At 75.2% G+C, this 21,762-nt stretch carries 18 protein-coding genes, 1 tRNA gene and 2 pseudogenes; 8 read left to right on the top strand and 13 right to left on the bottom strand.

Annotation, left to right across the window (positions count from 1 at the left end):
- Nucleotides 1-6 precede the first annotated feature (6 nt).
- A pseudogene (locus AB0469_RS02740) lies at nt 7-801 on the top strand (VanW family protein); the annotation flags it as partial.
- A 121-nt stretch (nt 802-922) separates the two neighbouring features.
- Entirely contained in the window at nt 923-1,243 is a 321-nt protein-coding gene (locus AB0469_RS02735) for a hypothetical protein (RefSeq protein WP_366449486.1), read from the top strand.
- A gap of 23 nt (nt 1,244-1,266) precedes the next feature.
- On the opposite strand, the gene AB0469_RS02730 is transcribed toward AB0469_RS02735, so the two are convergent.
- From AB0469_RS02730 to AB0469_RS02710, 5 genes are all read right to left on the bottom strand, one after another.
- Nucleotides 1,267-1,869 carry an ATP/GTP-binding protein gene (locus AB0469_RS02730; protein ID WP_366449485.1) on the bottom strand — a complete coding sequence of 201 codons (603 nt, stop codon included), beginning with the start codon at nt 1,867-1,869 and terminating at the stop codon, nt 1,267-1,269.
- On the bottom strand, nt 1,856-2,227 hold the full coding sequence (locus AB0469_RS02725; RefSeq protein WP_366449484.1) for a DUF742 domain-containing protein: 372 nt from the start codon (nt 2,225-2,227) through the stop codon (nt 1,856-1,858). The genes AB0469_RS02730 and AB0469_RS02725 overlap by 14 nt, the downstream gene beginning before the upstream one ends.
- Nucleotides 2,227-2,628: a roadblock/LC7 domain-containing protein gene (locus AB0469_RS02720; protein ID WP_042818750.1), complete on the bottom strand. Its 402-nt coding sequence runs from the start codon at nt 2,626-2,628 to the stop codon at nt 2,227-2,229. Before AB0469_RS02720 ends, AB0469_RS02725 begins: the two co-directional genes overlap by 1 nt.
- Nucleotides 2,625-5,009 carry a nitrate- and nitrite sensing domain-containing protein gene (locus AB0469_RS02715; protein WP_366449483.1) on the bottom strand — a complete coding sequence of 795 codons (2,385 nt, stop codon included), beginning with the start codon at nt 5,007-5,009 and terminating at the stop codon, nt 2,625-2,627. The genes AB0469_RS02720 and AB0469_RS02715 overlap by 4 nt, the downstream gene beginning before the upstream one ends.
- A gap of 148 nt (nt 5,010-5,157) precedes the next feature.
- Complete coding sequence (locus AB0469_RS02710) at nt 5,158-6,396, bottom strand: FAD-dependent oxidoreductase (RefSeq protein ID WP_366449482.1); 1,239 nt, start codon at nt 6,394-6,396, stop codon at nt 5,158-5,160.
- A gap of 310 nt (nt 6,397-6,706) precedes the next feature.
- On the opposite strand from AB0469_RS02710, the gene AB0469_RS02705 reads away from it, so the two are divergent.
- A complete protein-coding gene (locus AB0469_RS02705; RefSeq protein WP_366449481.1) occupies nt 6,707-6,928 on the top strand; it encodes a hypothetical protein in 222 nt (73 codons plus the stop codon).
- Nucleotides 6,929-7,028: 100 nt separating this feature from the next.
- On the opposite strand, the gene AB0469_RS02700 is transcribed toward AB0469_RS02705, so the two are convergent.
- Nucleotides 7,029-8,204: a hypothetical protein gene (locus tag AB0469_RS02700; protein ID WP_366449480.1), complete on the bottom strand. Its 1,176-nt coding sequence runs from the start codon at nt 8,202-8,204 to the stop codon at nt 7,029-7,031.
- A gap of 692 nt (nt 8,205-8,896) precedes the next feature.
- Here AB0469_RS02700 and AB0469_RS02695 point away from each other — a divergent pair.
- The 3 genes and pseudogenes from AB0469_RS02695 (at nt 8,897) to AB0469_RS02685 (ending at nt 11,634) form a co-directional block, all read left to right on the top strand.
- Nucleotides 8,897-9,415: a cupin domain-containing protein gene (locus AB0469_RS02695; RefSeq protein ID WP_366449479.1), complete on the top strand. Its 519-nt coding sequence runs from the start codon at nt 8,897-8,899 to the stop codon at nt 9,413-9,415.
- Between the two features lie 148 nt (nt 9,416-9,563).
- Nucleotides 9,564-11,038 (top strand): annotated as a pseudogene (locus tag AB0469_RS02690) (MFS transporter).
- Nucleotides 11,035-11,634: a TetR family transcriptional regulator gene (locus AB0469_RS02685; RefSeq protein ID WP_366449478.1), complete on the top strand. Its 600-nt coding sequence runs from the start codon at nt 11,035-11,037 to the stop codon at nt 11,632-11,634. The pseudogene AB0469_RS02690 and the gene AB0469_RS02685 overlap by 4 nt, the downstream one beginning before the upstream one ends.
- A 40-nt stretch (nt 11,635-11,674) precedes the next feature.
- On the opposite strand, the gene AB0469_RS02680 is transcribed toward AB0469_RS02685, so the two are convergent.
- The 3 genes from AB0469_RS02680 to AB0469_RS02670 form a co-directional block, all read right to left on the bottom strand.
- On the bottom strand, nt 11,675-12,559 hold the full coding sequence (locus AB0469_RS02680) for an Imm49 family immunity protein (RefSeq protein ID WP_366449477.1): 885 nt from the start codon (nt 12,557-12,559) through the stop codon (nt 11,675-11,677).
- A gap of 248 nt (nt 12,560-12,807) precedes the next feature.
- Nucleotides 12,808-14,145, bottom strand: a complete 1,338-nt coding sequence (locus AB0469_RS02675) for a M1 family metallopeptidase (protein WP_366449476.1) — start codon at nt 14,143-14,145, stop codon at nt 12,808-12,810.
- A gap of 76 nt (nt 14,146-14,221) precedes the next feature.
- Entirely contained in the window at nt 14,222-18,202 is a 3,981-nt protein-coding gene (locus AB0469_RS02670) for a Pls/PosA family non-ribosomal peptide synthetase (protein WP_366449475.1), read from the bottom strand.
- Between the two features lie 269 nt (nt 18,203-18,471).
- Between AB0469_RS02670 and AB0469_RS02665 the strand changes: the two genes are divergently transcribed.
- Nucleotides 18,472-18,684 carry a hypothetical protein gene (locus AB0469_RS02665; RefSeq protein ID WP_366449474.1) on the top strand — a complete coding sequence of 71 codons (213 nt, stop codon included), beginning with the start codon at nt 18,472-18,474 and terminating at the stop codon, nt 18,682-18,684.
- 27 nt (nt 18,685-18,711) lie between these two features.
- On the opposite strand, the gene AB0469_RS02660 is transcribed toward AB0469_RS02665, so the two are convergent.
- From AB0469_RS02660 to AB0469_RS02650, 3 genes are all read right to left on the bottom strand, one after another.
- A complete protein-coding gene (locus tag AB0469_RS02660; protein ID WP_366449473.1) occupies nt 18,712-19,221 on the bottom strand; it encodes a metallophosphoesterase in 510 nt (169 codons plus the stop codon).
- A gap of 80 nt (nt 19,222-19,301) precedes the next feature.
- Nucleotides 19,302-19,754, bottom strand: a complete 453-nt coding sequence (locus AB0469_RS02655; protein ID WP_366449472.1) for a hypothetical protein — start codon at nt 19,752-19,754, stop codon at nt 19,302-19,304.
- 221 nt (nt 19,755-19,975) lie between these two features.
- Nucleotides 19,976-20,566 (bottom strand): TIGR03086 family metal-binding protein, encoded by a 591-nt coding sequence (locus tag AB0469_RS02650; protein ID WP_366449471.1) that lies wholly within the window; start codon nt 20,564-20,566, stop codon nt 19,976-19,978.
- A gap of 109 nt (nt 20,567-20,675) precedes the next feature.
- On the opposite strand from AB0469_RS02650, the gene AB0469_RS02645 reads away from it, so the two are divergent.
- Nucleotides 20,676-20,750 (top strand) — tRNA-Trp (locus AB0469_RS02645).
- A gap of 108 nt (nt 20,751-20,858) precedes the next feature.
- On the opposite strand, the gene AB0469_RS02640 is transcribed toward AB0469_RS02645, so the two are convergent.
- Complete coding sequence (locus AB0469_RS02640; RefSeq protein WP_366449470.1) at nt 20,859-21,758, bottom strand: aldo/keto reductase; 900 nt, start codon at nt 21,756-21,758, stop codon at nt 20,859-20,861.
- Nucleotides 21,759-21,762: the final 4 nt, after the last annotated feature.

The following is a 21,762-nucleotide window of genomic DNA, read 5'->3' as shown; positions in this document are numbered from 1 at the left end:
GGCCTGCAGGAGGTGTCCTCGTTCACCGTCCACTTCCCCGCCGCCCCGTACCGGACCGCGAACATCGGGCGGGCCGTCGAGCTGATCAACGGATCGGTGGTCCGCCCGGGCGGGACGTGGAGCTTCAACGGGACCGTGGGCGAGCGCACCCGGGAGAACGGCTTCGTCGACGGCATCATGATCAACGACGGCCGGTACGTGAAGGCGCCCGGCGGCGGCGTCTCCAGCGTGGCCACCGCCATGTACAACGCCGCGTTCTTCGCGGGCGTCGATCTCGTGGAGCACGGGGCGCACTCCTTCTACATCGAGCGCTACCCCGAGGGCCGCGAGGCCACGGTCGCCTGGGGCACCCTCGACCTCCGCTGGAGGAACGACTCCGGCCACCCGCTCACCGTCCGGGCCGAGTCCACCGACACCTCGGTGACGATCACCCTGCTCGGGACGAAGAAGTACGACGAGGTGCGCGCCACCCAGGGCCCGCGCACGAACGTCACCCCGCCGGGCGCGCGCCGGGCCTCCGGCCCGGACTGCGAGGCGCAGACCCCGCTCGAGGGCTTCGACGTGGCGGTGGACCGGGTGTTCGTCCGCCGGGGCCTGGAGGTCGGGCGGCAGACGTTCCGCACCCACTACACCCCGCGCGATGAGGTCGTCTGCACCGTGGACCCCACGCAGAGCCCGTCCCCGGCGGACCCCACGCAGAGCCCGTCCCCGGCGAGCCCGTCCCCGGTGGGTCCGTCCCCCACGGCGGCCCCGGCCTCGGCGGCCCCGGCCTCCGCCGCTCCGGCCCCCGGCGCCGGCTGACCCGCCTCCGGGGCACCCCGGCGCGAACGCCCTCCAGGTTGGCCGAAACCCGGACTCCCAGGCGCCCGCCGCCCTGACCTAGCCTGCGGTCCGAACCAGGACCGAAACCGGGGGGACGCACGTGACGCGGGAGACACAGGCGCACGGGCAGGGCGGGGAGGACGCCGGTCTCGACTCGGTGGTCTGGGGGTGCTGCCGCGCCGGGACCGGGTGGTTCTGGATGGCCCGCCACACCGCCTGGGACGGCACCGTCCGGCGCACCGCGCACGGCTGGCGCGAGACCCGGGACGACGCCACCCGGGTGGGGGCGGCGGCGGCCCGGAACCTGGCCGCCGGCACCCGTGCGCAGGTGTTCCTGCGGCACCGGACCGCCGAGTACGCCCTGCGGGTCCTCCTGGAGGACAGCGGGACCCTGGCGCCCCAGCGCCCCGCGCCGCGCTAGGGCCGGCGCACCGTGCCGCCCGCTCAGGGCGCGGACAGGGCTCCGGCGCGGGCGATGACCACGTCGAGCAGGGCCAGCAGGCAGTCGCGCGCGTCGTCGCGCGAGCGGGCGTCCAGCAGGAGCACCGGGGTGGCCGGATCCCGCAGGTGCAGGGCGGCTGCGATCTCCTCGGCCGTGTAGGGCTGCTCGCCGTGGAAGCAGTTCGCGCCGACCACGAACGGCAGCCCGCGGCTCTCGAAGAAGTCGATCGCCGGGAAGCCCCGGTCCAGGCGGCGGGTGTCGACGAGCACGAGCGCCCCCAGGGCCCCGCTCAGCAGGTCGTCCCACATGAACCAGAACCGCTCCTGGCCGGGCGTGCCGAACAGGTAGAGGACGACCCCGGCGTCGGCGAGGGTGATCCGGCCGAAGTCCATCGCGACGGTGGTCAGGGTCTTGGACTCGATGCCGTCGAGGTCGTCGACGCCGACGCCCGCGCTCGTCAGGCGCTCCTCCGTGCGCAGCGGCTCGATCTCCGAGACCGACTCGACCAGGGTCGTCTTGCCCACTCCGAATCCGCCGGCGATGAGGATCTTGACAGGGGCCGCTTCCCGGGCGGCGGGGGCGGCGGAGGTGTCATATCCGGGCAAGGTTGTCCCTGATTTTCATGAGCAGGTGGACATTGGTGGTCTCGGTGCCCTCCAGGGGCGGCCGGTGGTCGATCAGACCCCGGTCGGCGAGTTCGCCCAGGAGGAGCGTCATCGGCGTGAGGCGCATGTGCATGCGGGCGGCGATCTCGGCGACCGCCATGCCGCCCGGCGGCGCGCACATGGCCAGGACGGCCTGCCATTCGGTGGCCAGTCCGGCGTGGTCGACGTCCCCGGGGACCGCCGCCACGATGGTCGTGTCCATCGTGAGGACGGTCTGCGGAGCGGCGGCCGTGCGGCCGTCGGTGAGCGCGTACAGCCGGGTCCGGCGCGTGCTGCGGCGCTGCGGCTCGTCCGGCATTACGCGGTCGGCGCGGAGGTGCGCTCGGGGGTCCCCAGCCACTCGCCGAGCGCCTGGGCGGTCCGTACGGCCTCGCCCCCCAGCTCTCCGAGGCGGGCCTTGCGGTTGGTCACCACGATGAGCGTGCTGCCCTCCCCGCACCCGACGACGCACAGGTAGCGGTCGTCCATCTCCACGAGCTGGCGGATGACGCGGCCGCCGTCGATCTCCCGGGAGATCGCCTTCATGGTGGCGGCGATGCCGGAGGAGGCGGCCGCGATGCGCTCGGCCTGGTCCCGCTCCAGCAGGTAGGCGCTGAGCTTGATCCCGTCGTTGGACAGGAGCACGGCTCCCTGGATTCCGGCGATCCTGCTGAGGTTGTTGTCCAGGATGCCGTAGATCATGTCGCTGGCTGTTGTCATGGCTGGTCCGCTCCGAGCTCTGCTTCCACTTTCTTGGTCCCCTCTTCGTAGTCCGCCCAGGCGTCGGCCACCTCTTCGGGTGTCGCCGCGTCCCGGCCGGCGTCCGGCTCCGAGGCGCGGGGGCCGCGCAGTTGCCGGGTGAGGTGGGTCTGCGGGACGCGCTCGGGCAGGGCCGGCCGCGCGTCGGCGGCGGCCGTGGAGCGGGTGGGCAGCGCCCGCTCGGGCCGCGGCGGTACGGGGGTGGGGGCGGCCGCCCCGGGGGCCGGGGCCGGCGGGGCCTCGGGCACGGGCTCCCGTACCGCCGGCTCCCGTACCGCGGGCTCCGGTACCGCCGGCTCCCGTGCGGGGATCCGTACCGGAGCCGGCACGACGGCCGGCCCCGGCTCGCGGCCGGGCCGGGGCCCGGGCTCCGGGTGCTGCGCGGCGGGCGCCAGGAGCGTGCCCGGCAGGACCACCACGGCCGCCGTCCCCCCGTACACGGAGCGCCGCAGCGTGACGCGGGCCTGGAGCTGCTCGGCGAGGTGGCCCACGACGAAGAGGCCCAGCCGGTGCGCGTTCTCGGCGAGCACGGAGTACGGCGGCGCCGAGTGCAGGCGCTCGTTCATGGCCTCGTACCCGGCGGGCGTCACGCGGGGTCCGCGGTCCTCGATCTCGACCGACAGGCCGTCGGCCACGAGTTCGGCGCGGACGACCACCTTCGAGCGCGGCGGCGAGAACCGGGTCGCGTTGTCCAGCAGTTCGGCCAGCAGGTGGCTGATCTGGCTGATGGCGTGCGGCTGGACGCTCGCCTCGTCCAGGGCCTGGCGTTCGATGCGCCGGAAGTCCTCGACCTCCGCGGCGGCCTCGCGCAGCAGGTCGGCGACGCGCATGGGCTCGGTGTGCGGGTCGGGGATCTCGCCGCCCGCGAGGATGAGCAGGTTCTCGATCTGGCGCCGCATGCCCACCGTCAGCTGGTCGGAGCGCATCAACTGGGCCAGGAGCGCCTCGTCGTGGCCGAAGGTGTCCTGGAGGTCCTCGGTCAGGCTCAGCTGCCGGCTGACGAGGTTCCCGGTGCGCGAGGCGATGCCCGAGGCGAACAGGCCGAAACCGTGCCGCTCGGCGGCGAGTTGCCGGTGCCCGTCGACGGAGGCGGCGACCACCCGGGCGAAGGCGTCGGCGATCTGCCCGACCTCGTCCTGGCGTCCGCGCACGGCCGGCAGCGCCTCCTCGTCGACGGGTTCCCCGCGCTGGAGGCGGGCCACCACGTCGGGCAGCGTCTCCTCGGCGATGGCGACCGTGCGGGTGTGCAGCCGGTTCAGGCGGCGCAGGACCGAGCGCGTGGTGAGGACGACGACGGCGGTGACCAGCAGCAGGGCGCCGCCGCTGGCGCCGATCAGCCAGGTGACCTCGACTTCCAGCTCGGTGGCCTTCGCGTCGGCGTCGTCGAACACGCTGCGGGCGCGGTCCGTGTTGAGCTGGGCCAGGCGGGGGGCGAAGGTGCGGTAGGCGGCGGGCCAGTCGCCGACGTCGGCCGGCAGCTTCACACCGGTCGGGGTGTCCTTGTGGTTGGCGATGACCGCGTTCTCGATGCGGAGTTTGGACTGCCAGGCCTCCGAGCCCGTGAGCTTGTCGTACGACGCCAGCTCGGCGGGCGGCAGGTACGGCACGATCCAGGTGTCGTAGAGGTAGCGGTGGGTGCCGACGGCGTCGAGGAACTGGGAGAACCCGGTGGCCGCCAGTTCACGGGAGGGCCCGGCCAGCGCGAGGGCGGTGTCCTCGCGCGCGACCATCTCGGTGGCCGAGAACAGGGCGACGGCGGGCCTGCTCTCCTGGGCGAGGTCGGCGTCCTCGGAGTGGCTGAATTCGTCCTGGTACGCACGGATGATGTCGTCGATGACGCCGGTGTAGTAGCCGACCGCCTGCTCGGCGCTGCCGCTGTGGGCGTCCGCCCGCTTGCGGTACGAGGCCAGGAGGTCGAGCCGTCCGCCCACGGTGTCGAGGCGCCCCTCGCCCGGGTCCTGCCCGTCCTCGTCGGCGTGCTGCGCCGCGTCGCCGCCGCTGCCCGATATGCGGCGGAACTCCGCCGCCGCCCGGTCGGTTCCGGCCCGCTTCTCGCGCAGGGCGTCGTCGGTGACGGGCGAGCCCGCCCACCGCGCCGCCGTCATCGCCCGCTCGGCCTGGAGCTCGTTCATCAGCGTGACCAGGGGCACGCCGATCCGCTCGCCGTCCTCCACGTCGCCGCGCAGGTGCTCCGACTGGGCCAGCAACCGCTCTGCGGTGACGGCGACCTGGGTCCCCATCGCCACGGTGGGGACGACGGCCAGGCAGACCAGCATCGTGCGCAGGCGCACGGTGCGGCGGCGCCGGACGGGCGGCGGGCTGGGTGGGCCTTCGGGTGCCATCGCAGACATCGGTCCTCGGGAGCGGCGGAGACGGGCCTGGACGAGGGCATGGGGGAACTGCCGACACGGCCCTGTGGGGTGAGGATGCCGATCATATCCAGCCAGTCCGAATAAACGGAGACCCTACTTCCACGCCGCTGTGCGGAGGTCAGCGCAGGGACTCCGCCGGGGGGCGCTCGCGCAGGGCGCCGTAGCCGATGAAATAGGCCGGGACGCGGTTCAGCCAGCGCGAGTCCGTGACCAGTTCGGTCATCCGCTTCGCCCGCCGGGGGTTCCCGAAGGCGGTGCGGCCGGCCAGCAGGGGCTCGATGACCTGGGCGTGGGCCAGCCGCTGGAGCCCCTGGGTGGCCACCGTCGTGGGCCAGCGCCGCAGTTGGACGCGGCGCACGTCGTGGAGCCCCACCGTGCCCGCGCGCAGCGGGCGTACCAGGTGGCGGGCCGCGGCCACCGCGTCCTGGACGGCCAGGTTGATGCCGATGCCGAAGACGGGCGACATCGCGTGGGCGGCGTCACCGATGCACAGCAGTCCGGGACGGTGCCAGCGGCGCAGCCGGTCGAGGCGGACGTCGAGCAGTTTGACCTCGTCCCAGGAGGTGACGGCGCCCGCGCGGTCGGCCAGCCACGGCACGGCGTCCGTGAAGCGGGTCATGAAGCGCTCCAGCCCCTCGGAGCGGCGCTCGGCGTCCGTGCCCTTGGGGATGAGCGCCGCGCACTGCCAGTAGTCGCCCCGGTCGATGAGGGCGGTGAAGAACCGGTCGCCCAGGCCGCCGACGAGCCCGCCGGGGTCGTCCTCGCGGCGCGGCATTCGGAACCACCAGGCGTCCATGGGGCAGGCGAAGCCCTCCAGTCCGAGTTCCGGCAGGGCCCGGGCCAGCGAGCCGCGGCCGTCGCAGGCCACGGTGAGGGTGGCGCGCAGTTCGCCGGTGGTGCCGTCGGCGGTGCGGTAGCGGACGCCGGTGACCCGGCCGCGCTCCAGGAGGAAGGAGGTCGCCCCGGTGTCCATGCGCAGCCGGAAGGAGGGCTCCTTGCCCGCCTCGTCGGCGAGGAGGTCCAGGAGGTCCCACTGGGGCACCATCGCGATGTAGTTGTACGTGCCGTGCAGCGCCGAGATGTCCCCGACGGTGACGAGGGACCGGTCCGGTCCGATGGGCAGCTGCACGGAGGTGACCCGGCGCTGCGGGAGCCGGGCGAAGCGTTCGGCGAGGCCGATGTCGTCCAGGAGCGAGAGCGTCGACGGGTGCACGGTGTCGCCGCGGAAGTCGCGCAGGAAGTCCCCGTGCTTCTCCAGCACGGTCACCTCGACTCCGGCCCGGGCCAGCAGCAGCCCCAGCACCATGCCGGCCGGTCCGCCGCCCACCACGCAGCACGTCGTGCGTTCCTGTTCCACGGCACCACCACCCCTTTCCGGATTTCAGGCGCTCGGATTCGGGTGCCCGAGGTGACGACTCACTGGTAGGTGACTAGCATGGTCAGAGGAGGGCCGCCACCGCGGGAGCAGGATTTCAGCCTGCGGTGATGCAGACGGCCCAGTGAAGAGCGGTCCAGCCCCATGGGTCCGTGGCTCGAACAGCCACGTTGACGGCGGATGCGCCCCCACGTTTATCGGGTAATGGCAAAAACTCCGTGCTGTTGGCGAAAGGAGGAAGAAACCGCTTCGCGCCGTGGGAACGGCGCAGTGACGAGAAGGGTTCTGAACCATGCAAGCACTGAGAGTGAAGCGGCTCTTCGCGGCCTCCGCGATCGGAGTCCTCCTGGCCGGCGGCGCCGCCCTCGGCGCGGCGGGTACCGCTGCCGCGGCAGCACCCGCGCACCCGGTCACGTACAGCCACGGCGGCGGCGGTTGGGACGACGACAACGGCTATGGCCACGGCTGGTACGACGACGATGACGACTGGGGTGGCGGCGGCGACTGCGGCTGACCGGCAGCATCCCACAGGCTGTGCGGACCGCCGACCCGGCGGTCCGCACAGCGGCGTGTCCGTGCGGGCCCGTAGCGGATCCCGGGCCCGGCGCCGGGGTTCAGCGGCGCCGGGAGGCCGGGCGGGACGCGGCGTTCGGGCCGTAGCGGTCGTAGTAGTCCTGGAGCAGGCCGGACTCCTCCAGGACGGTGTCGGCCCAGGCCCGGTCCAGTCCGGGCGGGGCGGGCCGGGTGGCGACGGCGCAGGCACCGGTGAGCATCCCCGCGTAGACGAGGTCCGAGTGGAGGTTGCTGATGCTGTCCGTCTCGTGGAAGTTGACCGGCCGTCCGCCGGCGAGCACCGTGACGTCGACCCCGCCGGGCAGGACGTGGGTGCGGGACGAGGGGCGCGTCACGGGGTCCCCGTCGGCCAGGGCCTCCAGGGCGGGCAGGTCGAACTCCGTGTCGCGGCTGCTGACACTGGCCAGGTAGGCCGGTCGCCGCAGGGAGCGGAACTCCCGGGTGGACATGCTGGTGCGGCCGGTGACGCCGAAGACGAGCAGCGGCTCGTGCCGGTCGAGCAGGGCGGGAAGGTCCCGGTCGGTGACGTAGCCGCTCTCGTGGGCGTCGATGAGCCGGAGGATGTCGGCGTCGTGGACGGCGACCCGCATGCGGCGCTGGGTCAGCAGGGCCGCGATGTGCGCGCCCACGTTGCCGTAGCCGACGACCAGAGCGGGCTGGCCCTCGATCTTCAGGGCGGGCAGCAGTTCCAGGGCCGTGGCCACGGCCTTCTCGGCGATCCAGTACGACTCGATGCGCCCCTTGAGGCGGGACTGGGCGACCGAGAACACCGGGAAGGGCAGCTCCTGTTCGCGGCCCTCCAGCTTGTAGATCCCGGACATGGTCTGCTCCACCACCCCCGCCCACCGCCCCGCCCCGTCCGCAGCGGGCCCTCCGTCGCGGGCCCCGTCCAGCAGCGCGGGGGCGACGTAGCCCCCGTCGTCCAGGGCCAGGCAGCGCAGCCCCCTGCGGCGGGCCCGCCCGGTGTGCTCGCGCACGGCTTCCGGGTCCCCGGCGTCGACGACGCGCACCCCCTGTTCGACGAGGTGGCCGTGGACGCGGTGGCGCCACTGGTACGCGTAGTCCTTGCGCAGGACCGTCATCGCGTCGAGCGGGGCGCCCAGTTCGGCCAGGCAGCCGACGAGGTGGACGAGGTCGGTCAGGAAGTGCCCGGTGACCAGGACCGCGAAGCCCGCGAGGGGTTTTCCGCCGCCCAGGCGCCGGACGGCGGCGCTCATCAGCGGCAGCTCCCCCGCGACCCGCACCACCTCGTGCGCGGAGAGCGCCTGGCGGTGCCATATCTCGGCCCAGCGCTCCAGCGAGGCCGACGCGGGCCGCGGCGCCGCGGCCCGAGAGGCGCAGGTTCAGGCGCAGCAGGGGCGACCCGGCCCCGTCACGGCGCATCTCCGTGGAGACGTACATCGCCGCGTGCAGGCCCGGTTCGAGGCGGGCGGTGAGTTCCCCGCCGGCCTGGGCGAGCACGGCGTCCGGCCCGGCGGCCTCGCACAGGCGGCGGGCGGCGCGCTGCAGGAGGCGCGGGCCGTCCTCGGGGTCGCCGGCCACCTCGACCGCCGTCGCCGCGAAGGGGACCGGGCCCTCGGCGGGCCGGTCGGCGCGGCGGTCCGGGCGCGGGGCGGTCAGGGTATTCGATTCTCGGTCCACTTGAATTCCCATCCGTTCCGCCCGGCTCGCGTGCACATGAGTTTCCGACAAGGGGATCGTCCGCCGATTTCCCATGAATTCGACGGGGCTTCACAGGGCGCCCCGCGGGGAGAAGCGGTCAGCAGGCCACGGGAATGAGAATACGGTCATGCCGGAAATAGCCACCGCATTACGGGTCGAATCGTCCTCGAATCGCCCTGGAATCGCGGGGCGGTCCCGCGGACACGGCACATACTCGACCCACCGATTCCCCACCCGAGGAGGCCCCGTGCCCACGGCACACGACTGGATCGACGCCCTCGGCCTGGAACCGCACGTGGAGGGCGGGTACTTCAGGCGGACCTTCCAGGCGGACCACCGCCCTCCGATCCCGACCGACCGGGGCGACCGGTTCACCCTGACGTCGATCCACTACCTGCTCACCCGGGAGTCGCCGGTCGGGCACTGGCACCTCAACCGGTCCGACATCCTGCATTTCCACCACCACGGCGGTCCGATCACCTACCACCTGCTGCATCCGGACGGCCGGTACGCGACCGCCGTCCTCGGCCAGGACCCGGGGCGGGGCGAGGTGCTCACCCTGGCCGTTCCGGGGGGCGTCTGGAAGGCCTCCCACCTCGTCGCCGGTGACCACGGCCTGATCAGCGAGGCCGTCTCGCCCGGGTTCGACTTCGCCGACATGACCCTGGGCCGGCCCGACGAGCTGTCGGCCCTGTTCCCGGACCACGAGGCCCTGGTGCGCCGGTACTGCCGCCGCCCCGACGGGCCGGACACCTCCGCCGGCTGAGGCCGCGGGGGGGCGGACGCGGGGGCGGACGCGGGCGGCGGCGGGCATCGGGAAGGGGGCGGACCCGGGGGTGCACAGTCGTTTACCCTGAGGGTGAACAAGTGTGCACCCCTTGGTGTCCCGCTCCCCTCCCCCCGTCTGGAGCCGCATGCCCTCCGCGATACCCGCCACCGGCCGGCCCTCCGCGCACGCCCGGTTCGTCGTGCCCGTCCTCGCCTTCTGCGGCATGGTCGTGGCCGTCATGCAGACCCTCGTGGTCCCGCTGCTGCCGCACGTCCCCGCGCTGACGGGCGCGAGCCCGGGAGCCGCCGGCTGGCTGGTGACCATCACCCTCCTCACCGGTGCGGTCTTCACCCCGGTGCTCGGGCGCGTCGGCGACATGTACGGGAAGCGGCGCGTCCTGCTGGCCTCGCTCGGCGTCCTCACCCTCGGCTCCGTACTGTGCGCGGTCAGCTCCGACATCGGCGTGCTGATCACCGGCCGGGCCCTGCAGGGCGCCGCGCTCGCGGTGATCCCGCTGGGCATCAGCATCATCCGCGACGAGCTGCCCGCCGACCGGGTGCTGCCCTCGATCGCCCTCATGAGCTCGACGCTCGGCATCGGGGCGGCGATCGGCCTGCCGGTGGCCGCGCTGGTCATGGAGAACTTCGACTGGCACACCATGTTCTGGGCCTCGGCCGCGCTCGGCCTGGCCGACCTGCTCCTGGTGCTGTGGATCGTCCCGGAGTCCCCCGTGCGCTCCCCCGGCCGCTTCGACCTCCCCGGAACCCTCGGCCTGGCCGGCTTCCTCGTCGGACTGCTCCTCGCCATCACCCGGGGCGCGGACTGGGGCTGGGCCTCCGGGCGCACGCTCGGCCTGCTCGGCGCGTCCGTCGCCCTCGGCCTGGTCTGGGGCCGGTACGAGCTGCGCACCCGCTCCCCCATGGTCGACCTGCGGGTCTCGGCGCGGCCCGCGGTCCTGCTGACCAATGTCGCGGCCCTCCTCATCGGCTTCGCCTTCTACGCGAACTCCCTCGTCACCGGCCAGATGGTGCAGGAGCCCACCAGTACGGGGTACGGCCTCGGCGCCTCCCTCGTGGTCAGCGGCCTGTGCCTGCTGCCCGGGGGCCTCGCGATGGTCGCCCTCTCCCCCGTCTCCGCGCGGATCTCCGCCGCGTACGGGCCGCGGACCGCCCTGGCGCTCGCCGCCGTCGTCATGGCCGTCGGCTACGTGGTCCGCTTCTACACCAGCCACAGCCTCTGGCTGATCGTCGCCGGAGCCACCGTCGTCTCCTCGGGCACGGCCATCGCCTACTCGGCCCTGCCCGCCCTCGTCATGCGGGCCGTACCGGTGGGCGAGACGGCCGCGGCCAACGGTCTGAACACCCTGATGCGCTCCGTCGGGCAGGCCTGCTGCAGCGCCGTCGTCGCCGCCCTGCTGGCCCACATCACCTTCACCGCCGACGGCCGCACCGCCCCGACCCTCCACGCGTACTGCTGATCTTCCTCATCGCCGCCGGAGCGGCGCTCGCCGCCCTCGCCGCCACCCTCTTCCTGCCGTCGGACCGGCCTCGCGACCGGGCCGCCGGGGGCGCTACGGTCACGGTGTCGACGTCCGTGACAGCCGCCCGGGAGAGCGCATGAGCACCAGCGACGGATCCGCCACCGTGCGGGCCGCCACCGCCGAGGGGGAGGAGGCCGCGGGGAGCGGACGGGACGCCATCGTGCGGGCCGCCCGCCGGGCGTTCACGCTGCGCCCGTACGCGGAGGTCACCCTGCGCGGGATCGCCGCCGCCGCCGGGGTGAGCCCCTCGCTGATCGTGAAGCGGTTCGGCAGCAAGGAGGCCCTGTTCAACACGGTCGCCGATTTCGGCGCGGCCGCCGACGCGCTGTTCGCGGCCCCGCCGTCGCGGCTCGGGCGGCACCTGGTCCTGACGATGGTCGAGCTGCGGGAACGCTTCGGCGGGGACCCGCTGCTGCGGGTGGTGTTCTCCCTGGGCATCGAGGACGAACGCACCCTGCTGCGGGCACGCTTCCGCGAGCAGGTCACCGACCGGCTGGCCGCCACCCTGGAGGGGCCGGACGCCGCGCTGCGGGCCGAGCTCATCGCCGGCCAGCTGCTCGGCCTCGGCGCCACCCTGAGCCTCCACCGCCCGGACGGCGCGGGCGCGCACACGGGCGCCGACCGCCTGGCCGACCTGTACGCACCCGGCCTCCAGCGCCTCGTCGACGGCGCCTGACCCGACGCACCGCCCCAAGACACCGCCCCGCGGCGCCGCGCTAGGCCCCGAAGCCCGTGACCAGGGCGTGCGGCAGGTAGTCCGTGTCCACGGCGGGCAGCCAGCCGTGGGTCCGGTACCCGAGCGCGGCCAGGGCCAGCGGGAGGAGCGGGAGGAGGCTGCGCGGCCGGGCGCCGGGGCCCGGCAGGGCGCTGTGGGGCAGCAGGAGCGCCGCCAGCTCGGCGTCGAAGGCCTCGCGCTCGCCGGCGGCCAGGGCGCGCAGGGCCCGCAGCCCCGCGGCTTCGGCCCGGTCGGGGGCGTCGCCGCTCTCCTCGGCCCGGCCGCGCAACCGCTCCAGTCCGGCGTCGAGGGCGGCGAGCTTCGCTTCGGCGGTCGGCGGATGGTCCTGGTCCTCGTCGCCCGTGTCGCCGACGACCTGGGCCATGAACCCCTTGACCAGCTCCGTGACGGGGTTGCCCGGAGCGTTCCCGTCCCACTCCTCGCGGGCGAAGTGGAAGGCCTCCCCGTGCTCGGCGACCTCGTCCGCGAGGATCGCCAGACAGAACGCGTCGGTCCACTCCGAGGGGGTGACCCCGTCGAGGGCGTCGCGCTCACCGCCGGGCCGGTAGCTCATCCCGAAGTTCACGTGCTCCAGGAAGACGTGGAAGGAGTCGTACGTGTTGTACGCGGCGTACGAGACCGCCCCGGCCGCCGCCGCGGCCGCGTCCTTCAGGACGGCCTCCGCCTCCGGGGTGTCGAGGGCGGGCGTCCCGACGGACAGGGCGCCGAGGTGGTCGAGGAGCTCCTCCGCGATCAGCTGCCACTCGTAGGTGGTCATCCGCCCCGCCCTCGACATCGTGCGGACCTGCCCGCCGATCCGGTCCTCGAAGTCGTCGAGGGCCGCCGAAACCGCCGCTCCGCCCACCTGATGACGCTCTATCCGCACAGCCCACTCCTTGATCACTGACCTGCCCCCACCCTAGGCCGTCTCTTTTCGGATCCTGCCGGTCAGGCCCGCGTCGTCCGGCGCCGTGCATCGCAGGGCGGAGAGGCTCCCCGCGTACCGGACGTACCCGGGTGCCTCGACAGCGCGGCGAGGTGCGGTGCCGGGCGGCGCGGGTCGGGCGAGATCCGCAAGAGACGGCCCGGGGCCGCGCTCCGACACCGGTCCGCGGCAGGGCGGCCGGCGTGTCGTCAGGGGCCGTGCGGGGGACGGGGCAGGGGCGGGAGGGAGGGTTCGTCCAGCCAGGCCGCGCACAGGCCGTCCGTCGGCCCGGCCGCGTAGCGGGCCGCATGGGCGGTGAAGGCGGCCGTGGTCACCACGCCGTGGCGGTTCAGGGCGGCCCAGTCGCGCAGCATCCGGAAGAAGGCCTCGTCGCCCAGGGCGCAGCGCAGCGCGTGGAGCGTGAGGCCCCCGCGCTGGTAGAGGCGGTCGTCGAACATCAGCTTGCGGCCCGGGTCGGACAGCCGCAGGTCCTGCGGCCGCGAGGCGAGCAGCCGGTGCGCGGCGGCCGCCAGCGCCTGGGCCGTACGGCCGCCGGAGCGTTCCGACCAGAGCCATTCGGCGTACTTGGCGAAGCCCTCGTTCAGCCAGATGTGCCGCCAGTCGGCGATGGTCACGCTGTTGCCGAACCACTGGTGGGCGAGTTCGTGGGCGATGAGCCGCTCCGAGCCGCGGGCGCCGTCCACGTGGTTGGCGCCGAAGGCGGACAGGCCCTGGGCCTCCACCGGGACGTCCAGGTCCTCGTCGGCGACGACGACCGTGTACTCGCCGAAGGGGTAGGGCCCGAACAGCTCCTCGAACAGGCGCATCATGGCGGGCTGCCGGGCGAAGTCGTGGGCGAACCGCGACAGCAGGTGCGCGGGCACGTGGGCGTTCTGGGGGACGCCGCCGGGGCCCGCGCCCTCCAGCGGCACCGTCCGGTACATGCCGACGGACAGGCCGACGAGGTAGCTGGAGGTGGGCGCGGACTGCTCGTACACCCAGGTGGTGGTGCTGGCCCTGGTGGTCCGTGTCAGGAGCCGGCCGCCGGCCGCCACGGTGTAGGCGGAGGGCGTGTTGAGCGAGATGTGGTAGGAGGCCTTGTCGGCGGGCCGGTCGTTGCACGGGTACCAGGAGGGGGCGCCGACCGGCTGGCTGGCCACCAGCGCGCCGTCGGTCAGCTCCTCCCAGCCGATGCCTCCCCAGGGGCTGCGCACCGGCCTGGGGTTGCCCGCCCAGTGCACCTCCACGGTGAACGCCGCCCCGGGCGCCAGCGGTTTGGCCGGCCGGATGCGGAGCCGGCCCGCGCGGTGGGTGTGGTGCGGGGCCCGGCCGTCGACCAGGACACGCCCCACCTTGAAATCGGCCAGGTTGAGGAGGAACTCGGGCAGTGCCTCCGGTCCGGCGATCGCGCTGATCCGGGCCCGGCCGGTGAGCCGGTTGGGGCCGGGGCGGTACTCCAGGGCGAGCTCGTACCGGTGCGCCCGGTAGCGCGCATCGCCGTTCTCCGGGAAGTACGGGTCCGGTGCCGCTGTCCGCTGACCGCTCACTGCCGTTTCCGCTCCCTGCGCCGTGCTCGTACGGGTGCCGGCGGGCCGGCCCGCCCGCCGTTCCGGGGAAGGCGGATCAGGAGCGCCACGCCTCGATCGGGTTGCCCAGCCAGCGGGTGTCGTCGGGGACGGACTCCCCGGCCATCACGAGGGAGGCGGGGCCCACCGTGCCGCGGGCCCCGACCGTGCTCCCGGGCAGGACGATCCCGCCCGGGCCCAGGGTGGCGCCCTCGCGCAGCACCACAGTATCCGTCCGCAGGATCCGGTCGTGGAAGAGATGCGTCTGCAACACGCAGCCCCGGTTGACGCTGGTCCCGTCGCCGAGCACCACCAGGTCCGGCTCGGGCAGCCAGTGGCTCTCGCACCACGCCCCCCGCCCGATCCGGGCACCGAGCCCGCGCAGCCACAGGGTCAGCAGCGGGGTGCCGGGCACCGCACCGGCCAGCCACGGCACGGCGAGGACCTCCGTGAAGGTGTCGGCCAGCTCGCCCCGCCACACGTAGGCGCTCCACAGGGGGTGCTCCCCCACCCGGTGCCGGCCCACCAGCAGCCACTTGGCGGCCACGCCGACCGCGCAGGCGGCCGCGCCGGCGGCGAGCAGGACCGTGCCGGACAGCGCCGCGGCCCCGCCGGGGCCCGGGCCGCCGGGCCCCGCCAGCCAGCAGAGCGCCGCCGCCGTCAGGACGGCCAGCGCGGCCGAGCAGAAGACGGGCAGGAGCCGGCAGAGTTCGACCAGGCCGCGCGCCCACAGCAGCCGCGCGGGCGGGTCGTAGGTACGGCTGTGGTCGGCGGCCGCCGCCGACCGCGGCAGCCGGACCGGGGGCAGGCCCAGGTAGGAGCCTCCCTTCTTGGCCTTCTTGGGCGTGGCGGACAGCACCCCGACCAGCCCGTCGTCGGGCACCGTGCGGCCGGGCGCGGTCATGCCGGAGTTGCCGAGGAACGCCCGCCGGCCGATCTGCGACTGCCCGATCCGCACCCAGCCGCCGCCCAGTTCGCAGGGGGCGGTCAGGGTGTCGTCGGCGAGGAACGCGCCGTCACCGACGGTGGTGAGGCTGGGCAGCCCGAGGACGGTCGACACCTCCGCGCGGCGGCCGACCCGCATGCCGAGCAGCCGCAGCCAGACGGGGGTGGCCAGCGCGGCGTACAGCGGGAAGAGCGTGTCCCGGGCCAGGTCCATCAGCTGGGTGACCGCCCAGGCCTGCCACCCGGTCCGGCTGTGGGTGGGATGGCTCCCGGTGCGCAGTCCGAGGCTGAGCACCCGTACGCAGACCAGCACCAGCAGGGCGAACGTGAGCCCGTAGGCGAGCGCCCCCGGCACCACCGCGAGCAGCGCCCCCCGCAGGGCCGGGCCGGCGCCGGCGCCGGCGGGCACGAAGCGGGCGGCCACGCACAGGGCGGGCAGGGCCGCGAGCAGGGGCAGGGCGGTCAGGCCCACGCCGGTCGCCCCGTACATCGCCCGCCACAGGAGCGGGCGCGGCGGACGCTGCGGGGGCCAGTCGTGCTTGGCCCGGCCGAGCCGGACGGCGGGGGCCCCGGCCCACCGCTGGCCGGTGGGGACGTGGCCGACGACGGCGGAGCCGGGGGCCACCTCGGCCCGCTTGCCGACGCGCGCCCCGGGGAAGAGCAGGCTGCGGGTGCCGACGACCGCGCCCGCGCCGACCCGGACCGGGCCGATGACGAGCCGGTCCCCGTCCAGCCAGTGCCCGCAGAGGTCCACCTCGGCCTCCACGGCGCAGCCGCGGCCGAGCCTGAGCATGCCGGTGACCGGGGGCAGGGAGTGCAGGTCCACGTCGGGGCCGACCCGGGCGCCGAGGGCCCGCGCGTAGCGCTCCAGCCAGGCCCCGGTGAGCGAGGTGGCGCCGGCGCACTCGGCGAGCCGCTCGGCGGTCCACAGCCTCAGGTGCACGCCGCCGCCCCGCGGATGGCGCCCGGGCGTCACCCCGCGCAGCAGCAGGCGCGCGCCGCCCGCCGCGATCGCCAGGCGTCCGGGCGGGCTCAGCAGCAGCACCGCCCCGGCGGCCACGAGCCACCAGGACGCGGTCGGCGCCCACGGGTAGGGCCCTAGCCGGTGCAGGACGTTGCCCAGGGCGAACAGCACGACCGTCCAGCGCAGGCCGGCCAGGGTGAACAGGGGCAGGAGGAGCAGCGTCTGGAGGACGCGGGAGAGGAGCGGGACCGGCGTGACGGTCCGGGGCGCCTCGTCCTCCCGTACGGACTTCTCCAGCCGCCGGGCCAGTTTGCGCAGGACGGGCTGCTGGTAGACGTCGAGGACGGCCGCACCGGGGTAGCGGGTGCGCAGCAGGGTGACGAGGCGTGCGGCGGCCAGGCTGCCGCCTCCGATGGCGAAGAAGTCGTCGTCGGCGCCGGTGACGGGCACGCCCAGGGCCTCGCTCCACTGCTCGGCGAGCCAGGCCTCGGTGCCGTGCAGCTCCCCGGCGGTCGGGGTGGTCCCCGCTCCGGGCAGGGGCCAGGGCAGGGCGTCGCGGTCCACCTTGCCGGAGGTGCGGGTCGGGAGGGCGTCGACGGGGGCGAGCAGCGGGACGAGCGCGGCGGGCAGCTCGGCGCGCAGCCGGGCGAGGGCGGAGGCGTGGTCCCAGCCGTCCTGGGTGACGAGGTAGCCCACGAGGAGCTGGTTGCCGCCGCGGGCGGTGCGTACGGCGGCGGCCGCGCCGGCGACGCCCGGCAGGGCCCGGAGGGCGGCGTCCACCTCGCCGAGTTCGATGCGGCGGCCGCCGAGCTTGACCTGTTCGTCGCCGCGTCCGAGGAAGACCAGGCCTTCCGGTTCGGCGCGGACGAGGTCGCCGCTGCGGTAGGCGCGCGGCCAGCCGAGCGACGGGAGCGGGGCGTACTTCTCGGCGTCCTTGCCGGGGTCGAGGTAGCGGGCCAGTCCGACGCCGCCGATCACCAGCTCGCCGCTGCCGCCCATGGGCACGGGCTCCCCGGACCCGTCGACCACCGCGAGCTCCCAGCCGGCCAGCGGCAGGCCGATCCGGACCGGTTCCGCGCCGGTCAGGAGCGCGGCGCAGGCGACGACGGTGGCTTCGGTGGGGCCGTAGGTGTTCCAGACCTCGCGGCCCTCGGTGACCAGGCGCCGTCCGAGCTCGGGCGGGCAGGCCTCGCCGCCGAAGACCAGCAGCCGGACCTCGTCGAGGCTCTCGGGCTCCCAGAGCGCGGCCAGGGTCGGGACGGTGGAGACGACGGTGATCTCCTGGTCGACGAGCCAGGGGCCGAGGTCGGCTCCGGCGCGCACCTGGGCGCGGGGGACGGGCACGAGGCAGGCGCCGTGGCGCCAGGCCAGCCACATCTCCTCGCAGGACGCGTCGAAGGCGACGGACAGCCCCGCCATCACCCGGTCGCCGGGGCCGATCGGGTCGTCGGCGAGGAACAGGGCGGCCTCGGCGTCGACGAAGGCGGCGGCGCTGCGGTGGGTGACGGCCACGCCCTTGGGCCGGCCGGTGGATCCGGAGGTGAAGATGATCCAGGCGTCGTGCTCGGGTGCGGGCGGTGCGGAGCGGACCCGGCCGGCGGCCCGGGGGCCTCTGACCTCGATCCCGGGGCCGGCGCCGAGCACGGCCCGGACCCCGGCTTCGGAGAAGACGAGTTCCGCCCGCTCGTCGGGGTCCTCGGCGTCCACGGGCACGTAGGCGGCGCCGGCGGCGAGGACGGCGAGGACGGACACGTACAGGTCGTTGGTGCCGGACGGCACCCGTACGCCGACCCGGTCGCCGGGCCCGATGCCGCAGGCGGCGAGGACCCGCCGCCTGCGCTCGACCTCGGCGGCCAGGGCCCGGTAGGTGAGCCGGGCGGTGCCGTCGTCGAGCGCGGGCTCGTCGGGGTGGGCGCGCACCGTGGCCGCGAGGACGTCGACGAGGGTGCGGGGAGGGGCGGCCGGCCCGGTCGAGAACCGGGCGGACTTGCCGGTGTCCTCGTCGGGGGTCGGGCGGGGGCCGGGCGGGTCGCCGCCGGGCCTGCGGGCTCCTTCCGCCGCCCGCTCTCCTTCCCTCTCCCCGTCGTCGTCGAGCAGATCGAGTTCACCGCGCCCTGGTGTGATTGCCATCGGCCCTCGCGTCTCGTTCCCGGAAGCGTCCGGAGCGCCGCCGGGCCCGGGCCTGCCCGGGTCGTGGCGTTCCGGCGCCGAACAACCCACCAGCCTAGTCCGGCGGTGGGGCGAATCCGGGCGAAGCGCCGCGCCTGGCCGGATCGCACCGCCCTTCGGGTGGTGGCCGGACGTGTCGGCGGGCGCCGCCGGTACGCGTTCGCGATGCTGGGCCGGGCGCGGCAGCAGGGCGACGGCCGGCCCTCCCGCACGGCGACAAGGAGAACGGCATGCCGACGGACTCGGTCGGACGGTTCCTGGCGGCTCTGGACCCCCGGCACCGGGAGGCCGTCGCGGACCGGTCCCGCGAGGAGCAGGAGCGGCTCGCGGCGGCCTGGGAGGAGGAGCTCGCGGCCGACGACGAGCTCGACACCCTCGACGAGCTGTCCCCGCCCGCGGCCGAGTCGGAGGCGGCCCGCCGCATCATGGACCGCGAGTCCTGAGCCCCCGGCTCCCGCGGCGGACCCGGGTCAGGGGCGGGCGGGCAAGCGGTGGAGGACGACCTCGCCCAGTGTGCCGTCGGCGGCGGTGAGGGTCAGGAACGTGTGGTGCGGCTGCCGGCGGCGGTCGGTGGGCGAGCCGGGGTTGAGCAGGCGCAGCCCGCCCGGGGCCGTGGAGTCCCACGGGACGTGGCTGTGGCCGAAGACGAGGACGTCGGCGTCGGCGTCGGGGAACCGCTCGGCGCAGCGCCGCTCGCGGCCGGCGGCCGGGCCGGTCTCGTGGACGACGGCGAAGCGCAGACCGCCCAGCTCGGCGCGGGCGATCTCGGGGAGGCGGCGGCGCAGGGCGGGGCCGTCGTTGTTGCCGTGGACGGCGATCAGTCGGCGGGAGCGCGATTCCAGCAGGTCGAGGGTGGCCTCGTCGGTCCAGTCTCCGGCGTGGACCACCGCGTCGGCGTGGTCGACGGCCTCCAGGAGTGCCTCCGGCAGCCGCCTCGCCCGTACCGGGACGTGCGTGTCCGAGGTCAGCAGGATCCTCACGCGTCCACGGTACGCGGGCGACGTGCGCGCACCCGCCGGCGGGGATTGCGCCGGCGGGGGCGCGGCGTGGCGCGCGGCCGTCAGCAGCCGAGGGTGACCTCGTGGACGACCGGCCTGGCGGGCCAGGGGAACGAGGCCACGCCGAAGGCGGCGCGGACGGTCGACCCGCAGGGGACGGCGGCGGCCTGGCCGCGCACCTCGACGGTGGAGGAGGTGAAGACGACGGGCCGGTCCTGGGTGACGGGCGATCCGCCGCCGGCGACCTCGACGGACAGCGTGGTGAACAGCTGCTTGGGCGCGGGGGCCGGGCTGCCCGGGGAGGGCGGGCCGGCGAGGCCGACCGTGCCGTAGAACTCGACGGTGGTGCCGGTGACCTCGGCGCACACCCTGGTGGCCAGACCCGCCTGGAGGCCGGAGCCGCCGCAGGAGGTGACGGTCTCGGCGGCGGCCGCGGGCGCTGCGGCGACGGCGGGGGCGGTCGCGAGGACGGTCAGGCCCACGGCGCCGGCGGCCAGAAGGGCTAAGCGGTTCATCGGCAATCTCCTCATCGGCATGTTGGATCACCGCCCGGGCGTGTGCCCCGGACGGGCTCTATGACATGTGATATTTCACATCACACAAGAATGCAAGGTGATCACGAGCTGAACCGCTCCCGCCGACGCCGTGACGCCTTCCCCCTTCCGCCGCCCGCCCGGGGGGCCGTGAGGGGAACCGGCCGGGCCCGCCCACCCCCGACCGGCTCCCCTCGAATCCGTTACGGCGTCCAGCGCGGGTCGCGGCCGCTCAGCCCGACCGTCCGGTCCAGCCGGGGGGCCTCGTCCGGTACGGGCACGACCGGCCCGAAGACGCCCCTGCCGTCGCCGGCCTGCTCGGCGGCCGCCAGCAGGAAGCCGTGGGAGGCCTGGAGTGCGGCGGCGTCGGGGGCGTACTCCTGGCCGGTGGCCCGGGCCAGGTCCCAGCCGTGGACGACCAGTTCGTCCGCGGCGACGGCGGCCGCGACGGCGCCGGGCAGGTCCACACCGCCCGCCCGGGTCATCCCGGTCCAGGCGTCCGGGTCCCTCCAGGCATCGGCCAGGTCGTCGAGCACCTTCGGGAGCCGCTCGCGCCAGTCGGCCGGCAGCCGGGGCGCGGCCGTGCCGGGCGGCGTGTCGGTGGTGGGGCCGAGGTCCTTGCGTGCGGCGTCGCGGAAGGCCACGGCCAGCCCCGCGAGGTGGCCCAGCAGGTCGCCGACCGCGTACGCGGGGCAGGGGGTGGGCCCGGCGAGCCCGGCGTCGGGCACACCGGATACGAGGCGGGCCACGACGGCCGCCTGGGGTCCGAGATCGAACGCGGTCGTGCCGGTCATCTGGCGCTCCCTCCGGAAGAATCGGGTCTGCAGGGTAGACCGGCGCCGGCGCCGGAACTCATCGGACATGCCCGGGGCCGTTGCGGCGGGCATAGGATGCGGGCCGGGCGGGGCCGTAGCGCAGAGGTCGACGCGCGCGGTCTCCAACACCGCGAGGACGCCGGTTCGACTCCGGCCGGCTCCGCCCGCTCCACGACCGGCACGCCCCGGATACGGTCCGCACGAGCCGGCCGTCGCGCCGGGCCGGGCTCCGGGCCGTCCCCGTCCACCCGCCGGCTGTCCGCGGAGCGCCTCATCCTGCCCGGCCGGGCAGGGGCGCGGCGAGGCGGGCCAGTTCGGCCCCGGAGAGTTCGAGGCGGGAGGCCCGGGCCGAGTCGGTGATCGAGGCCGGGCGGCTGGCGCCCGGGAGGGGGATCACCGCCGGGGAGCGGGAGAGGAGCCAGGCCAGGGCGACCTGCTGAACGGAGACTCCGTGTTCGGCCGCGACCTGGTGGAAGGCGGTGCCCGTGGAGGTCGGGCCCGAGGGGCCGTCCAGGGAGCTGCGGGAGATGCCTCCCAGGGGGCTCCAGGGGAGGAACGCCAGACCCAGTTCGGCGGCCAGGCGCAGCTGGGGCTCGCTGTCGCGGACGGCCGGCGAGTACTGGTTCTGCACGGAGGCGAGGCCGTCGCCGAGGATCTCGTGCGCCTGGCGGATCTGGGCGGTGCCGACGTTGGAGATGCCGGCGGCGCGGATCGTGCCGGCGTCGAGGAGATCGCGCAGGGCGCCGACGGACTCCGCCCAGGGGACGGCCGGGTCCGGCTTGTGGAGCTGGTACAGGCCGATCGCCTCGACGCCCAGCCGCCTCGCGGAGGCTTCGGCGGCGCGCTTGAGGTGTTCCGGGGTGCCGGTGACGGTCCAGCTTCCGTCGCCGGGGCGGCCCCGGCCGCCCTTGGTGGCGACCAGGACCCCGGAGGTGTCGCCTCCGTAGCGGGCCAGGGCGCGGGCGACGAGCCGTTCGTTGTGGCCCGCTTCGCCGGCGTGCCAGTGGTAGCTGTCGGCGGTGTCGATGAGCGTGACGCCGGCGTCGAGGGCCGCGTGGACGGTGGCGACGGCCCGGCTCTCGTCCGGGCGGTTCTCGATCGACAGCGGCATGGCGCCCAGGCCGATGGCGCTGACGGCGGTGTCCGCGAGGGTGCGGTACGGGTGCGGCATGGCG

The sequence above is a fragment of the Streptomyces sp. NPDC093801 genome (assembly GCF_040701585.1).
Lineage (GTDB): Bacteria > Actinomycetota > Actinomycetes > Streptomycetales > Streptomycetaceae > Streptomyces.
This window is presented reverse-complemented; position numbering and strand designations above follow the sequence as displayed.

Excerpts from the sequence above, each read along its gene's own strand:
- AB0469_RS02725 (WP_366449484.1), bottom strand. The coding sequence starts at position 2,227 with ATGCCGGACGAGCCGCAGCGCCGCAGCACGCGCCGGACCCGGCTGTAC.
- AB0469_RS02720 (WP_042818750.1), bottom strand. The coding sequence starts at position 2,628 with ATGACAACAGCCAGCGACATGATCTACGGCATCCTGGACAACAACCTC.
- AB0469_RS02715 (WP_366449483.1), bottom strand. The coding sequence starts at position 5,009 with ATGGCACCCGAAGGCCCACCCAGCCCGCCGCCCGTCCGGCGCCGCCGC.
- AB0469_RS02705 (WP_366449481.1), top strand. The coding sequence starts at position 6,707 with ATGCAAGCACTGAGAGTGAAGCGGCTCTTCGCGGCCTCCGCGATCGGA.
- AB0469_RS02700 (WP_366449480.1), bottom strand. The coding sequence starts at position 8,204 with ATGAGCGCCGCCGTCCGGCGCCTGGGCGGCGGAAAACCCCTCGCGGGC.
- AB0469_RS02685 (WP_366449478.1), top strand. The coding sequence starts at position 11,035 with ATGAGCACCAGCGACGGATCCGCCACCGTGCGGGCCGCCACCGCCGAG.
- AB0469_RS02670 (WP_366449475.1), bottom strand. The coding sequence starts at position 18,202 with ATGGCAATCACACCAGGGCGCGGTGAACTCGATCTGCTCGACGACGAC.
- AB0469_RS02665 (WP_366449474.1), top strand. The coding sequence starts at position 18,472 with ATGCCGACGGACTCGGTCGGACGGTTCCTGGCGGCTCTGGACCCCCGG.
- AB0469_RS02655 (WP_366449472.1), bottom strand. The coding sequence starts at position 19,754 with ATGAACCGCTTAGCCCTTCTGGCCGCCGGCGCCGTGGGCCTGACCGTC.
- AB0469_RS02650 (WP_366449471.1), bottom strand. The coding sequence starts at position 20,566 with ATGACCGGCACGACCGCGTTCGATCTCGGACCCCAGGCGGCCGTCGTG.
- AB0469_RS02640 (WP_366449470.1), bottom strand. The coding sequence starts at position 21,758 with ATGCCGCACCCGTACCGCACCCTCGCGGACACCGCCGTCAGCGCCATC.